Here is a 14,648-nt window from a genome sequence, read left to right as displayed (position 1 = left end):
CGGAGGCGATGCCTCCGGGGCCCCACCCCTATCCGGTCCCCGGTACCGCTTCGCGGACCGGGCCCGCGCCCCCGGCTCGTGGCTCGTGGCTCGTGGCCAGGCTCGCCGGGCGGCCTGCGGGTACCTCCCCGCACCGCGTCGGGACACGCGGTCTCGTACGCGCCGCGCGGCGGCCGGGTCCGCGCCCCCGTTGTGGGCAACTGTTCCGCTGGGGCGGAACGGGTGGGCACACCCCCGGAGACCGCCGCGCACACAGGACCGGCCCGCCCCGGGGGGCGCAGAGCACACGGGGTCGGCCCCGCCCCGGGGCATCGCACGGACTCGTAGTCGGCCCCGCCCCGGGGCGTCACGCTGCCCGGGAGGAGCGCAGGCACCACGGGGTCGGCCCCGCCCCTGGGCATCACGCGGACTCGTAGTCGGCCCCGCCCCGGGGGGCATCACGTCGCCCGGGAGGGCAGAGGCCCATGGGCGCGGCCCGCCCCAGGGTCGTCGGCTGGCCGGGAGGGGCTCAGCGCATCACGGGGTCGGCCCCGCCCCGGGGCATCGCACGGACTCGTAGTCGGCCCCGCCCCGGGGGGCATCACCTCGCCCGGGAGGGCAGAGGCCCATGGGCGCGGCCCGCCCCAGGGTCGTCGGCTGGCCGGGAGGGGCTCAGCGCATCACGGGGTCGGCCCCGCCCCGGGGCATCGCACGGACTCGTAGTCGGCCCCGCCCCGGGGGCATCACCTCGCCCGGGAGGGGCGCAGAGCACCACGGGGCCGGGCCACCCCGGGAGCGTGGCCCGGTCGGCTCGCTACGCGAGGAAGTCGTGGGCCAGGGACTCCGCCGCGCGTTCCAGCAGCGGCCCCGCCTGCGCCATCGAGCGCGCCGGGTCCGGCTCCAGCGCCGAGAGCGCGTACGCGCGGCGGATCCCCGCCCGCCCCAGCGCCTCCGCCGGCAGCGCGAGGCGCCCGCACACCGCCACGACCTCGATCCCCCGCGCCCGCGCCGCCGCCGCCACGCCGGCCGGCGCCTTGCCGTGCAGGGTCTGCTCGTCGAGCGAGCCCTCCCCTGTGATCACCAGCGTCGCCCGGTCCAGCGCCGCCTCGAAGCCCAGCACATCGAGCATCACCTCGATCCCGGGCCGGAAGCGCGCGCCCAGCGCGACGAGCGCCCCGTAGCCGATGCCGCCCGCCGCGCCCGCCCCGGGCGCGTCCGCGGGCTCGGGCCCCAGCAGTGACGCGTAGTGCGCCAGCGCCTCGTCCAGCACCGCCACGTCGTCCTCGCTCGCGCCCTTCTGCGGCCCGTAGACCGCCGGCGCGCCCTTCGGTCCGGTGAGCGGGTTGTCGACATCGCTGGCGAGCACCAGGTCCACGTCACGGAAGCGCGCGTCGATCCCGGAGAGGTCCGCCGTGGCCAGCTCGCGCAGCCCGCCGCCGCCCGGCGGCACCGGCTCCCCGTCCGCGTCCAGCAGCCGCGCGCCCAGCGCCGCGAGCATCCCCGCGCCGCCGTCGTTGGTCGCGCTGCCCCCGACGCCGAAGACGATCGTGCGCGCGCCCGCGTCCAGCGCCGCGCGCAGCAGCTCCCCGGTGCCGTACGTCGTGGCCGTCAGCGGGGCGAACACGCCGTCCGGCAGACGCTGGAGCCCGGACGCCTCGGCCATCTCCACGACCGCCGTGCCGTCCCGCAGGGCGTACGCCGCGGTGACGGGCTCGCCCAGCGGCCCCCGCACCCGCAGCTCGCGCCGCTCGAAGCCCGCGGCGACCGCCGCCGCGACCGTGCCGTCGCCGCCGTCGGCGACGGGCAGGGTGTCGACCTCCAGACCGGGGACGACCCGCCGGAGCCCGGCCGTGACCCGCTCGGCGACCTCCACGGCCGTGAGCGAGCCCTTGAACTTGTCTGCCGCCACGAGCACCCGCGCCGGCTGAGTAACTGCGCCGTCCGTCACCTTGCATCCCTTGCTATCGAACAGGCAGTCGCGCCGCCCCCGACCCTATCCGCACCCCCCGAGGCGCGGCCACCCCGCGTTCGCACAGCTCCCGCGCCCGCCGCCCGGCGATTCCGCCGACTCCGCACGCCTCTCCTCGCACGCCACGCCGAGGCGCGCGGGCACTCCGTCCAACCGAATCCACTGACGGACCATCAGCTCATCGGTCCGTCGGCAGGGCGGTCCGCCCGACTCCCGTGTCCCCTCGGAGGCCCCATGCACAGACACGCGCGCCGGCTCCCCGCGGCGGCGGCGACGGCCCTGGCAGCCGCCCTCCTGGCCCTGACGGCGGCGGCCGGCGCCCGCGCGGCCCCCGCGTCCGACCCCGGCCCCACCACCGCCACCACCACCTCCGCCGCCGCCGAGCCACCGCTCCCCGCCGTGATCGACGGCGGTGCCTGGCGCTCCGGGCACCTCCAGGGCACCGCCGTGGACCGGGACGGTGGCTTCGTCTACTTCTCGTTCACGAACATGCTGGTCAAGACCGATCTCGACGGCCGGGTCCTCGGCTCGGTCACCGGCTTCACCGGCCACCTGGGCGATGTGGACGTCAACCCCGACGACGGCCGGGTCTACGGCTCGCTGGAGTACAAGTCCGCGAACGCCTTCCACATCGCGATCGTGGACGGCGCCCGGATCGACCGGCTGGGCCTGGACGCCGGGACGAGCGGTGTGGTGACCACGGTCCACCTCCAGGAGGTCGCCGAGGACTACACCGCCGACATGGACGGCGACGGCGTCTTCGACGGCAACACCGCCCGGACCGCCGACCACCGCTACGGGTGCAGCGGTATCGACGGCCTCGCCCTCGGCCCCGCGTTCGGCCGCCGGGACGGGCCGCTCCGCCTGACCGTCGCGTACGGCGTCTACGCCAACGCCGACCGCCGGGACAACGACCACCAGGTGCTCCTCCAGTACGACATCGGCGCCTGGCGCGCCCTGGAGCGCCCGCCGCCGGAGTCCGCCCCGCACCTGAGCGGCCCGGAGGAGCCGGACGGGAAGTTCTTCGTGTACACGGGCAACACCACTTACGGGGTGCAGAACCTGGAGTACGACGCGCACCGCGGCGACTGGCTGATGGCCGTCTACAAGGGCACCAAGCCCGCCTTCCCCAACCATTCGCTGTACGTGGTGGACGGCACCGCCCCGCCCGTCCGGGGCCCCCTCCGGGGTCAGCCGCGCCCGGAGACGGGCCTGCTGCTGCCGCTGCGCACCGAGGGGCTGCACCACGAGGCGACGGGGGTGTACGGCTGGGAGTCCCCCGGCCAGTACGGGCTGACCTCCCTCGACGACGGCCGCTTCTATCTGGCGGAGGCGTCGAAGACGGACGACGGCGGGGTGCTGAAGGAGAGCGGCCGGACGGTCCTGCACCGCTGGACGGGCACGGTCCCGACCCCGTTCGCCCGCGTCACCGGGCCCTGAGACCGGACGCACCGGAGCAGGGGCCGGGCGGGCCGGGGCGGGCGGAAACCGCTCGCCCCGGCCCGTCCGCGCTGCGTACGCTCGGCGGTATGACTCTCGTCGCGATCCTCAGCGGCGCCGGTGTGTCCACCGACTCCGGCATCCCCGACTACCGCGGCCCGAACGGCCTGTGGCGGCGCGATCCGGAGGCGGAGAAGCTCGTCACCTACGACTGCTACATGTCCGATCCGGACATCCGGCGCCGGTCCTGGCAGATGCGCCGGACCAGCGCCACCTGGAACGCCGAACCGAACGCGGCGCACCGGGCCGTCGCGGAGCTGGACCGGCGCCCGGGTGTCGCGGTCCGGGTGATCACCCAGAACGTGGACGGGCTGCACCAGCTCGGCGGTATGCCCGCCCGCAAGGTCCTCGAACTGCACGGCACCGCGCGGACGGTGGTGTGCACCCGCTGCCACGCCCGCTCCCCCATGGCCGAGGCGCTGGCCCGGGTGGAGGCCGGCGAGGACGATCCGGCGTGCCTGGCCTGCGGCGGCATCCTGAAGTCGGCGACGGTCATGTTCGGCGAGCGTCTGGACCCGGTGGTGCTGGGCGAGGCGATGGGTGTGGCGAAGGCGTGCGAGGTGTTCGTCGCCGTGGGCACGACCCTCCAGGTGCAGCCCGCCGCCTCCCTCGCGGGGATCGCGGCCGAGCACGGCGCCCGTCTCCTGGTGGTGAACGCGGAACCGACGCCGTACGACGAACTCGCGGACGAGGTGGTCCGCGAGCCCATCGGCACCGCCCTGCCGGCCGTGCTGGACCGGCTGGCCGGCGCCGCCTGAGCGCGGCTCAGAACAGGGCCTCCGGCGCGGCGTCCCCGTCGCCGTGCCCGCTCTCGAAGGCGAGCAGCCGCTGCTTGCGGTCGAGGCCGCCGCCGTAGCCGACCAGGCTGCCGGTGGAGCCGACCACCCGGTGGCAGGGGACGACGATGCCCACGGGATTCTTCCCGTTGGCGAGGCCGACGGCGCGGGACGCGCCCCGGTTGCCGAGGAGTTCGGCGAGTTCGCCGTAGGTGCGGGTCTCGCCGTAGGGGATGCGGAGGAGTTCCGTCCAGACGCGGCGCTGGAACGGGGTGCCCGCGAGGTGGAGCGGGAGGTCGAAGGCGGTGAGGTCGCGGGCGAAGTAGGCGTCGAGCTGCCGGACGGTCTCCGCGAACGGCCGGGCGTCCGGGTCGTCGCGGTCGCCGAAGGTCTCCTCGGCGGGCCGGTGGCGCTGCTCCGTCATATAGAGGCCGCTCAGGAACCCGTCCGTGGCGACGAGGGTGAGGGGGCCGTAGGGGCTGTCGACGACGGCGTGCCGCCGGGTGCCCGGGGTCGCGGTGGTGGTCGCGGTGGGGTTCATGCCGGGGTCCTCACGTGGGCAGGTGGTTGATGGGGTGGTCGTCGGTGGCCCAGAGGTACTGGACCGCGTAGGACCGCCAGGGCCGCCAGGCCGCGGCGCGGGCGGTGAGCGCGGCGGGGGTGGACGGGAGGTCCAGAGCCCCGGCGGCGCGGCGGATGCCGAGGTCGGTGGGGAGGAAGGCGTCGGGGTCGCCGAGGGCGCGCATGGCGATGACCTCGGTGGTCCAGGGGCCGAAGCCGGGCAGCTCGCCGAGGACCGCGCGGGCCCGGTCCCAGTCGCTGCCGGGGTCCAGGAGCAGGGAGCCCTCGGCCAGCGCGGCGACCAGCCGGGTCAGGGTGGTGCGGCGGCTGCGGGGCAGGGCCAGGGTCTCCGGGTCCAGGGCGGCCAGGGCCCCGGGCGCGGGGAAGAGGTGGGTCAGGCCGCCTTCGGGGTCGTCCACCGGGGTGCCGTGGGCGGTGACGAGCCGGGCCGCGTGGGTGCGGGCGGCGGCGGTGGAGACCTGCTGGCCGAGGACCGCGCGGACGGCGAACTCGGCGGCGTCCACGGTGCGCGGCACCCGCCGCCCGGGGGCCTTGTCGACCAGGGGCGCGAGGTGCGGGTCGGCGCGGAGCTGGTCGTCGACGGCGACGGGGTCGGCGTCGAGGTCCAGCAGCCACCGGCAGCGGCTGATGGCGATGGTGAGGTCGCGCAGGTCGGTGAGGAAGAGCCGGCAGGCGATGTGGTCGGGCCGGGGGGCGAGGGAGACGATGCCGTGGCCGTAGGGCAGGGCGAGGGTCCGCCGGTACGCTCCGTCCCGCCACTCCTCGACCCCGGGGACGGCGGTGGCCGCGAGGTGGCCGAAGAGGTTGCCGGGCTCCAGCGGGGCCCGGTACGGGAGCCGCAGGACCGTGACGCCGGGGCTCGGGGAGGCGGCGGTGCGCGGGGAGCGGGCCGCGCGGGCGCGCAGCTCGCCCGGGGGCAGGGCGAAGACCTCGCGCACGGTCTCGTTGAAGGTGCGCACGGAGGAGAACCCGGCGGCGAAGGCGATGTCGGCCATCGGCAGGGTGGTGGTCTCGATCAGCAGCCGCGCGGTCTGGGCGCGCTGGGCGCGGGCCAGGGCGAGGGGTCCGGCGCCGAGTTCGGCGAGGAGCTGGCGTTCGATCTGGCGGGTCGAGTAGCCGAGGCGGGCGGCGAGGCCGGGGACGCCTTCGCGGTCGACGACGCCGTCGCCGATGAGGCGCATGGCGCGGGCCACCGAGTCGGCGCGGGTGTTCCACGCCGGGGAGCCGGGGGTGGTGTCGGGGCGGCAGCGCTTGCAGGCCCGGAACCCGGCCTGCTGGCAGGCGGCCGCGCTCGGGTAGAAGGTCATGTTCTCGGCCTTCGGCGGCACGGCCGGGCAGCTGGGGCGGCAGTAGATGCGGGTGGTCAGCACGGCGGTGAAGAACCAGCCGTCGAACCGCGCGTCCTTGGAGCGGACGGCGCGGACACAGCGCTCGGTGTCGGTGTGCATGCCTCCAGGATGGTGCACCGGACCGGGTGGGTCTGGCGGAAATCCGACAGGGATGTTCCGCTGCCTGGGGCCGGGCGCACCACGGCCGTGGCGGGTCAGCCCGCCGCGGTGATGGTGACCTTGACGTGCTTCATCAGCGGCTGGTCGCTCTGGGTGCTGTAGTCGCCGATCGCGCAGAGCACGTTCATCTCCGGCATGTACCCGGCCGCGCAGCCGCGCGGGATGTCGTACGGGATCACGAGGAACCCGTTCAGACGGCGCCGGCTGCCGTCCTTGGCGGTGCTGGTGATGTCAACGGGATCGAGTGCGGAGAGCCCGCGTTCGCGCATGTCGTCCTTGTTCATGAAGACGAGGGTGCGCAGGTTCTCGACCCCGCGGTAGCGGTCGTTGTCGGAGTAGATGGTGGTGTTCCACTGGTCGTGCGAGCGCATGGTGCCGAGCGCCAGGGTGCCGGGCTCGGGCACCACGTCGGGCAGCGGCGCCGCGGAGAAGTCGGCGCTGCCGGACGGGGTGTGGAAGACCAGCTCCCGGGCGGGCTGCCTGATCCGGAAGCCGAGCGGCAGGCGCACCCGCCGGTTGAAGTCCTCGAACCCGTCGAGGGCCTTGGCCATGGTGTCGCGGATGCGGTCGTAGTCCTCGACGTACCACTCCCAGGGCGTGGCGCTGTCCGGGAGGGCGGCGCGGGCGATTCCGGCGATGATCGCCGGTTCGGAGAGCAGGTGCGGGGAGGCGGGGCGCTTCATGCCGACGGAGAGGTGGACCATGCTCATCGAGTCCTCGACCGAGGTGCTCTGCAGGCCGTGGCGCTGCTGGTCCTTCTCGGTGCGGCCCAGGCACGGCAGGATCAGCGCCTGCCGGCCGTGGACGAGGTGGCTCCGGTTGAGCTTGGTGCTCACCTGGACGGTCAGCTCGCAGTTGCGCAGCGCCTCGCAGGTGAAGGGGGTGTCGGGCGCGGCGAGGGCGAAGTTGCCGCCCATGCCGACGAACACCTTCACGTCCCCGGCGTGCATCGCGTACACGGTGCCGACGGTGTCCAGGCCGTGCTCCCGGGGCGGGTCGATGCCGCAGACCTCGGCGAGGCGGTCCAGGAACTCGGGGGTGGGCCGGTGGTCGACGCCGCAGGTCCGGTTGCCCTGGACGTTGCTGTGCCCGCGTACGGGGGACGGTCCGGCGCCCTCCCGGCCGAGGTTGCCGCGCAGCAGCAGGAGGTTGACGATCTCCCGGACGGTGTCGACGCCGTGCTCGTGCTGGCTGACGCCCAGGCACCAGCTGATGATGCTGCGGTCGGCCTCGCGGTAGACGCGCGCCGCGTCGAGGATGCCGTCCCGGCCGATGCCGGACTGGCGCTCGATCTCCTCCCAGGGGGTGGCCTCGCACACGGCCCGGTACTCCTCGAACCCGGCGGTGTGCCGTTCGATGAACTCCTGGTCCAGCGCCTTGGGGTCGGTGGCGGACTGCTCCAGGACGGCCTTGGCGATACCGCGCAGCAGCGCCATGTCGCCGCCGATGCGCACCTGGAGGTTGAGGTTGGTGGTCGGGGTGCTGTGGAAGGTGGCCATGTCCAGGAAGTCGTGCGGCACGATGGTGCGCGTCGCGGCCGCCTCGACCAGCGGGTTGATGTGCACGATCCGGGCGCCGCGCCGGTGCGCCTCGGCGAGGGCGGTGAGCATCCGGGGGGCGTTGGAGGCCGCGTTGACGCCGATGATGAACAGGGCGTCGGTGGTCTCCCAGTCCTCCAGGTCGACGGTCCCCTTCCCCGTGCCCAGGGACGCCTGGAGGGCGCGGCCGCTGGCCTCGTGGCACATGTTGGAGCAGTCGGGCAGGTTGTTGGTGCCCAGTTCGCGGGCCATCAACTGGTAGAGGAAGGTGGCCTCGTTGCCCAGCCGGCCGGAGGTGTAGTACGACGCCTGGTGCGGGCTGTCCAGTTCGCGCAGGGTCCGCCCGGCGAGTGCGAAGGCGTCCTTCCAGCTGATCGGGACGTAGTGGTCCGAGGCGGCGTCGTAGACCATCGGCTCGGTCAGCCGGCCCTGGTCCTCCAGGTCGAAGTCGGTCCAGCCGGACAGTTCCGTCACCGAGTGGGCGGCGAAGAACTCGCGGCCGACCCGCTTGCGGGTCATCTCCCAGGTGACGTGCTTGATGCCGTTCTCACAGATGTCCAGATGGAGGCCCTTGGTGTCGTCGGGCCAGGCGCACCCGGGACAGTCGAACCCGGTGTTCTCGTGGTTCATCTTCATGATCGCCCGGGGCCCGTCCACGAGCGCCCGCTCGCGCACCAGGACCTGGCCGACGCTCCTGGCCGCGCCCCAGCCGGCGGCGGGGTGGTGGTAGGGGTGGACGTGCGGCTGCCCCTCGGGCTCGGGGCCCACCCGGGGCTCCAGCCCGTCGTCACCGTTCTGGGAGGCGTTCACGGCTCTCATCCTCTCGCCGCCGGATGCGCGCCGCCGGGCCGGTGGGCCGGGCGGCGCGCACGGGCGGGCTCAGCGCTCGTAGCGGGTGGGCGGGAACGCGTCCCGCTCCCTGCGGGTGACTCCGGTGGCCATGTCGCCTGCCTGCACCTGCCGTTCGACCTCGGCCCGTGCGTCGCGGTACACGGTGTCGGGGTCCTCCGGCGCGTCGGCGGGCAGGCCCATCTCCCGCCGGTCCCGGAGCGTCCGCCGCTCCAGCTCGTCTTCGTCGGGCCGCCGAGGCATGCCCCGGCCGTGACCGCCCAGCGGGTCGCCCTCGACCGCGCGGTTGGGCTTGTGGTGGTGCGCCATGCGTACCGCTCTCCTCGCGTAGGCGCCCGGGCGCGTCGCCGGCTCCGGGCGCGGCTGTGGTGTCAGGAACCCTCCGGCTTCTCGTCCGTCGTGTCCCCCGCCGCCTCGGCCGCCGGTGCCGGCTCCGCCTCCGCCGCCTCGGACTCCGACGTGGACTCCGACTCGGGTTCGGGTTCGGACTCGCCCCCCGGGCGGACCGTGCAGTGCAGCGAGTCGTCCTTCACATCGGCGACGATCGTGTCGCCGGGCTCCGCCTCGCCGCCGAGCAGCAGGGAGGCGATGCGGTTGTCCAGTTCGCTCTGGATGGTGCGCCGCAGCGGGCGGGCGCCGAACTCGGGCTGGTGGCCGTGGGCGATCAGCAGCTTCTTCGCCGCGTCCGTCACCTCCAGCTTCATGCCCTGGGCGTGCACCCGGTGCTTGCTGCGGTCCAGCAGATGGTCCACGATCTGGCCGAGGTCCTCCTCGGTGAGGCCGTGGAAGATGATGATGTCGTCGATGCGGTTGAGGAACTCGGGCAGGAACCGGGCCCGCAGGTCCTCCATCAACTCGTCCTTGAGGTCGGTCACTTCGCCCTTGTGGTCCAGGATCCGGTGGGCGCCGATATTGGACGTCATGATGACCACGCAGTGCCGGAAGTCGACCGTGCGGCCCTGGCCGTCGGTGAGCCGGCCGTCGTCCAGGATCTGGAGCAGGGTGTTGAAGACGTCGGGGTGCGCCTTCTCCACCTCGTCGAAGAGGACCACGCTGTACGGGTGCCGGCGGACCTTCTCGGTGAGCTGGCCGGCCTCCTCGTAGCCGACGTATCCCGGAGGGGCGCCGACGAGCCGGGCGACGGTGTGCTTCTCCTGGAACTCGCTCATGTCGAACCGGACCATCCGGTCCTCGTCGCCGAACAGCAGCTCGGCCAGCGTCTTGGCGAGTTCGGTCTTGCCCACACCCGTCGGGCCGAGGAAGAGGAAGGAGCCGACCGGCCGGTTCGGGTCGCCCATCCCGGCCCGGTTGCGGCGCACCGCCTGCGAGACGGCGGTGACCGCCTCGTCCTGGCCGACGATCCGGGCGTGCATCTCCTCTTCCAGGTGGAGCAGCTTCTCCTTCTCGCTCGCGGTGAGCTGGGAGACCGGGATGCCGGTACGCCGGGAGACCACGTCCGCGATATCGGCGGCGGTGACGGAGACGACGCCCTCGCGCCGCTCCTCGATGCCCGCGAGTTCGCCCTCCGCCTCGGCGATCTGCTTCTTCAGCTGGGCCGCCCGGTCGAAGTCCTCCGAGGCGACGGCCTGGTCCTGCTCGCGCCGGAGTTTGGCGATCCGGTCCTCGCGGCTGACGACCTCGGTGGAACGCCCGGCGCTGCGCAGCCGGACCCGCGCCCCGGCCTGGTCCATCACGTCGATGGCCTTGTCGGGCAGGAAGCGGTCCCCGATGTAGCGGTCGGAGAGCTCGGCCGCCGCGGTGAGCGCCCCGTCGGCGAACCGGACCTGGTGGTGGGCCTCGTAGGCGTCGCGGAGCCCTTCCAGGATCTGCACGGTCTCCTCGACGGTGGGTTCCGGCACCAGTACGGGCTGGAAGCGCCGTTCGAGGGCGGCGTCCTTCTCGACGTGCTTGCGGTACTCGTCGATGGTGGTCGCGCCGACCACATGGAGTTCACCGCGCGCGAGGGCGGGCTTGAGCATATTGCCCGCGTCCATCGAGCCCTCACCGGTGGCGCCCGCGCCGACGACGGTGTGCAGCTCGTCGATGAAGAGGATGATCTCGCCCTCGGACTTCTGGACGTCCTCGATGACCTTCTTCAGGCGCTCCTCGAACTGCCCCCGGTACTGCGCGCCCGCGACCATCCCGGAGAGGTCGAGGGAGATCACCCGCTTGCCCTTCAGGGTGTCGGGGACCTCGCCGGAGACGATGCGCTGCGCCAGCCCTTCCACGATCGCGGTCTTGCCGACGCCCGGCTCACCGATGAGCACCGGGTTGTTCTTGGAGCGCCGGGAGAGGATCTCGACGGTCTGCTCGATCTCCTCGGCCCGCCCCACCACCGGGTCGAGCTTGCCGGCCTTGGCCTCCTCGGTGAGGTCCCGGCCGAACTCGTCGAGGGTGGTCTCGGGCTTGCCGCGTTCACCGGCCGGGCCCTCGCCGCGGGCGGCCCGGTCCGCCATCCGCGCCAGCTTCTCCGGGTCCTGCCCGTCGGCGCTCAGCAGGCGGGCGGCGCCGGAGTCGGCGTTGTCCAGCAGGGCGCCGAGGATGTGCTCCGGGCCGATGTAGGAGACCCCGGCGGCCTGGGAGCGGGTGTACGCGGCGCCGAGGGTGCGCTTGGCCGCGGGGGTGAGCCCGGGTTCCGCGGAGGGTGTCCCCGACTCGCGGGGCAGCACGGCGGCGAGCTGGTCGCCCAGCTCGTCGGGATCGGCCCCGGCCTGGGCCAGCAGCGACCTGGCAGGGTCGACCTTGGTGGCCGCCCACAGCAGATGCTCGGTGTCCAGGTCGGAGGTGCCGTCCTCCAGCGCGCGCCGGGCCGCCAGATTCAGCAGCTCCTGCGAGGACTCGGTCAGCAGCCGTCCGATGGGCACCCGCTGCACGGCCGGCGGGGACGACCCCGGCGACATGCCGAAGAACCTGTTCAGCATGTCGCTGAACGGGTCGGACGAACCGAATCCGAACGAGGACATCGACATGGTGCGCTCCCGGTGGGACGACGGGACCCGGCGCTGGCGGAGGAGATCACTGTCGGGCGAAATTCCGGACGACGGATCCCTACAACTCAAACGCGATGCCGACCGCCCCGCAAGTGGAGCGGAATCCGGCGGACGGCACCGCGATGCGGCATCAACTCGCCTTGTTCACAGGCGTGTTGAGCGGCGGTCTTCGAGCGGACGGCACGGGGATCGCGCACCGTCCCGGACTTCCGGTCACCGTGCGGGACGTGCCGGGCGCAGGGGGTCAGCCCGACCCGTTCCCCGTGCCCGACCCGGTGCCTGCGGGCGGGTCGAGGGCGACCACGGCCTCGTCCGTGTAGACGAGGAAGGTCAGGGTCTGGCGGAAGTAGAGCTCGATGCCGGTCTCGTCGTGCGCGGTGTAGCCGATGGCCAGGTCCTCCCCCAGCCGCAGCTCGTAGTCGCCGCCCCGGGTGGTGAGCAGGAAGGCGCCCTCCACGGCGGGCGCCCAGATCAGCTCCCCGTCCAGCATGCGCCCGAGGTGGGCGGCGATCGGATAGCCGTGGTCGGAGGTCTCGGTGACCGCCGTGTACGCCTCCGCGCCCAGCAGCAGGGAGTACGGCCCCTGGACGCCGGCCAGCCGGATCGTGGTCAGGGCCCGGGCCACGGCGTCCGGGTAGTCCCTGGGCTCGGGCGGGAGGGTCAGGACGGGGTTGGAGGTGCGTTTGCGCAGCCCCGCGATGCCCGCCGCCCCGTAGCCCCGGAACACGGCCCGGTCCTCGGCGAAGGCCATGGCGCGGGCGCCGTCCTTCACCGGCTGCCAGTCGGAGTCCTGGGCGCCGCGGTCGACGTCGTCGACCGCGTCCCGGCTCACCGTGAACGGGACGCGCAGTTCGACCAGGGGCTGGGCGGCGCGCAGCCGGGCCCGGACGCCCGGCGCGGGCGGCTCGATGCCGGTCAGATGGCCGGTGCCGACGGCCGCGAGGCCGGGCCCGTCGGGGCCCGTGACGTCCACGACCCGCCGTCCGGCCAGGTTGCGGCGGAAGGTCCGGCGCGCCTCGTCCTCGATCTCCGCCCAGGCGCGGGGGGTGACCGGAGCCAGCTCGCGGTGCAGGTTGCTCATGCCGGCGGCGGCCGTGGCCTCGTGGCGGATGCCCTCGCCGGTGCTGCCCTCGGGGGTGCTCATGATCGGACTCATGATCGGACTCCTCTGAGGCTGCCGATGCCGAGGGAGCCGTCCGCCGCCGCCCCCGCCGCGCCGGCGGGCGGGTCGGGGAGGTCGTCGAGGAAGGTCACGGTCGGCACATGGAAGAGACAGCCGGTGATCGCCGTCGAGAAGTCGAGGATGCGGTCGTGCGGCGCGGCCGGGCCGTCGCCGAGGAACATATTGCGCAGCATCTGCTCGGTCACGTCGGGGGTGCGCGCGTAGCCGATGAAATAGGTGCCGAACTCGCCGTCCCCGACGCTGCCGAAGGGCATGTTCTCCCGCACGATCTTGCGTTCGTTGCCGTCCTCGTCGGTGACGGTGTTCAGCGCGACATGGGAGTCCGGCGGCTTGACGTCGTCGGGGAGTTCCACGTTGGCGAGCTTGGTGCGCCCGATGACCAGCTCCTGCTCCTCCGCCGACAGGGCCTGCCAGGCGGCCATGTCGTGCAGGTACTTCTGCACGATCACATAACTGCCGCCGGTGAAGTCGGGGTCCTCGTCGCCGATGAACACGGAGTCGTCGGCGAGCCGGCCCTCCGGGTTCTCGGTGCCGTCGACGAAGCCGAGCAGATCGCGCTCGTCGAAGTAGCGGAAACCGTGCACCTCGTCCACGACCATGGCCGCCCCGCGCAGCCGCTCGGTGATCAGCCGGGCCAGCTCGAAGCAGAGGTCCATACTGCGGGCGCGGAGGTGGAACAGCAGGTCACCGGGGGTGGCGGGGGCCCGGTGGCGGGCCCCGGCGAGGGGCACGAAGGGGTGCAGCCCCTGCGGGCGGGGCCCGCTGAAGAGCCGGTCCCAGGCGGCGGAGCCGATGCCGACGATGCAGTCGAGCCTGCCGTCGGGTGCGCGGAAGGCGACCGTGCGCCGCAGGCCCGCCACATCCTGCAACAGCTCGCGGACCGGGGCCTCACCGCCGGGGGCGACGGTGGCGACGAGAAAGACGGTCGCCCCGGCGGGCGGGGCGATCACGGGCTGCGGCTCGGGCACCAGCCGGCCTCCTCCTGGTCGGGGTGTGCTGCCGGGTCGGGGCGCTGCGGGACCGGTCGTTGTCACGGGACCGGTCGTCGTTCCATCCTGCGCCGGGTCGGGACGATCCGCGCGGGCACGGCGCCGACCTGCGCCGGACCCCTGCGGACGGGCTCAGCCGGAGACGATGCCGACGACGAGGTTGATCGCGGTCGCGAGGATGCCGGTGCCGAAGACGTAGGACACCAGGGAGTGCCGCAGCACGATCGAGCGGATCTCCGAGCTGGAGACGTCGGTGTCGGAGACCTGGTAGGTCATGCCGAGGTTGTAGCTGAAGTAGAAGAAGTCCCGGTACGCCGGCGGGTCCTTCGAGTTGAAGTCGATCCCGCCGCCGGAGGCGTAGTACACGTACGCGTACCGCGTGGCGTACATCAGGTGCAGCGCCGACCAGGCCATGAACACACCGCAGAGCGCGGCGGCCGCGGCGGCGTGGCCGTCGTCGGACTGCCCGCGCAGCAGCAGGAGCACGATGGCGACCAGTCCGCACAGCGCGACCGAGACGACCACGAGTTCCTCGGTGACGGGCTTGAAGTCCTCGCGGCGCGCGTTGCGGTGGGTCTCCGTCGCGTCCATGGGCCACAGGACGGCCCAGCCGGCGAGGACGAAGACCAGTTCGGTGACGGCGATCCCGGCCAGCACCCCGAGGCCCACGTCGGCGGCGAAGCCGACGCCCACTCCGGCGGCGGCACCGAGGACCACGGCTCCGGAGAGCCGGGGAACGGCGTTGAGCGGCCAGATGCTCATGCCCAACCACGGTAGTCGCGCCG

11 protein-coding genes are annotated in these 14,648 nt (G+C 73.7%); 2 read left to right on the top strand and 9 right to left on the bottom strand.

The genetic code is table 11. From position 1 onward, the window contains the following. Positions 1-793: 793 nt before the first annotated feature. Positions 794-1,927, bottom strand: a complete 1,134-nt coding sequence (locus ABZ457_RS09875) for a glycerate kinase (RefSeq protein ID WP_359155852.1) — start codon at positions 1,925-1,927, stop codon at positions 794-796. 255 nt (positions 1,928-2,182) lie between these two features. Here ABZ457_RS09875 and ABZ457_RS09870 point away from each other — a divergent pair, with 255 nt between their 5' ends. Both ABZ457_RS09870 and ABZ457_RS09865 read left to right on the top strand, forming a co-directional pair. Beyond that, the gene (locus ABZ457_RS09870) at positions 2,183-3,388 is read left to right on the top strand and encodes a hypothetical protein (RefSeq protein ID WP_359155850.1); all 1,206 of its coding nucleotides are present in this window, start codon (positions 2,183-2,185) and stop codon (positions 3,386-3,388) included. An 89-nt stretch (positions 3,389-3,477) separates the two neighbouring features. Further along, on the top strand, positions 3,478-4,206 hold the full coding sequence (locus ABZ457_RS09865) for a Sir2 family NAD-dependent protein deacetylase (RefSeq protein WP_359155847.1): 729 nt from the start codon (positions 3,478-3,480) through the stop codon (positions 4,204-4,206). 7 nt (positions 4,207-4,213) lie between these two features. Here ABZ457_RS09865 and ABZ457_RS09860 read toward each other — a convergent pair whose 3' ends face one another. From ABZ457_RS09860 to ABZ457_RS09825, 8 genes are all read right to left on the bottom strand, one after another. After that, positions 4,214-4,765 (bottom strand): methylated-DNA--[protein]-cysteine S-methyltransferase, encoded by a 552-nt coding sequence (locus ABZ457_RS09860; protein WP_359155845.1) that lies wholly within the window; start codon positions 4,763-4,765, stop codon positions 4,214-4,216. Between the two features lie 10 nt (positions 4,766-4,775). Further along, complete coding sequence (locus tag ABZ457_RS09855; RefSeq protein ID WP_359155843.1) at positions 4,776-6,254, bottom strand: AlkA N-terminal domain-containing protein; 1,479 nt, start codon at positions 6,252-6,254, stop codon at positions 4,776-4,778. A 95-nt stretch (positions 6,255-6,349) separates the two neighbouring features. Further along, on the bottom strand, positions 6,350-8,632 hold the full coding sequence (locus ABZ457_RS09850; protein ID WP_359155862.1) for an FdhF/YdeP family oxidoreductase: 2,283 nt from the start codon (positions 8,630-8,632) through the stop codon (positions 6,350-6,352). Between the two features lie 99 nt (positions 8,633-8,731). Further along, a complete protein-coding gene (locus tag ABZ457_RS09845; protein WP_359155841.1) occupies positions 8,732-9,010 on the bottom strand; it encodes a hypothetical protein in 279 nt (92 codons plus the stop codon). Positions 9,011-9,072: 62 nt separating this feature from the next. Next, positions 9,073-11,670 (bottom strand): AAA family ATPase, encoded by a 2,598-nt coding sequence (locus ABZ457_RS09840; RefSeq protein WP_359155839.1) that lies wholly within the window; start codon positions 11,668-11,670, stop codon positions 9,073-9,075. A 265-nt stretch (positions 11,671-11,935) separates the two neighbouring features. Then, positions 11,936-12,772: a family 1 encapsulin nanocompartment shell protein gene (locus ABZ457_RS09835; RefSeq protein ID WP_359155860.1), complete on the bottom strand. Its 837-nt coding sequence runs from the start codon at positions 12,770-12,772 to the stop codon at positions 11,936-11,938. Positions 12,773-12,843: 71 nt separating this feature from the next. After that, positions 12,844-13,842, bottom strand: a complete 999-nt coding sequence (locus tag ABZ457_RS09830) for a Dyp-type peroxidase (protein ID WP_359155835.1) — start codon at positions 13,840-13,842, stop codon at positions 12,844-12,846. 153 nt (positions 13,843-13,995) lie between these two features. Next, a complete protein-coding gene (locus ABZ457_RS09825; RefSeq protein WP_359155833.1) occupies positions 13,996-14,625 on the bottom strand; it encodes a DUF1345 domain-containing protein in 630 nt (209 codons plus the stop codon). Positions 14,626-14,648 lie beyond the last annotated feature (23 nt).

Origin of the sequence: Streptomyces sp. NPDC005805 (assembly GCF_040630445.1) — a bacterium.
Taxonomy (GTDB): domain Bacteria; phylum Actinomycetota; class Actinomycetes; order Streptomycetales; family Streptomycetaceae; genus Streptomyces.
Note: the sequence above shows the minus strand (reverse complement) of the source record. Positions and strands in the feature narration are given on the sequence as shown.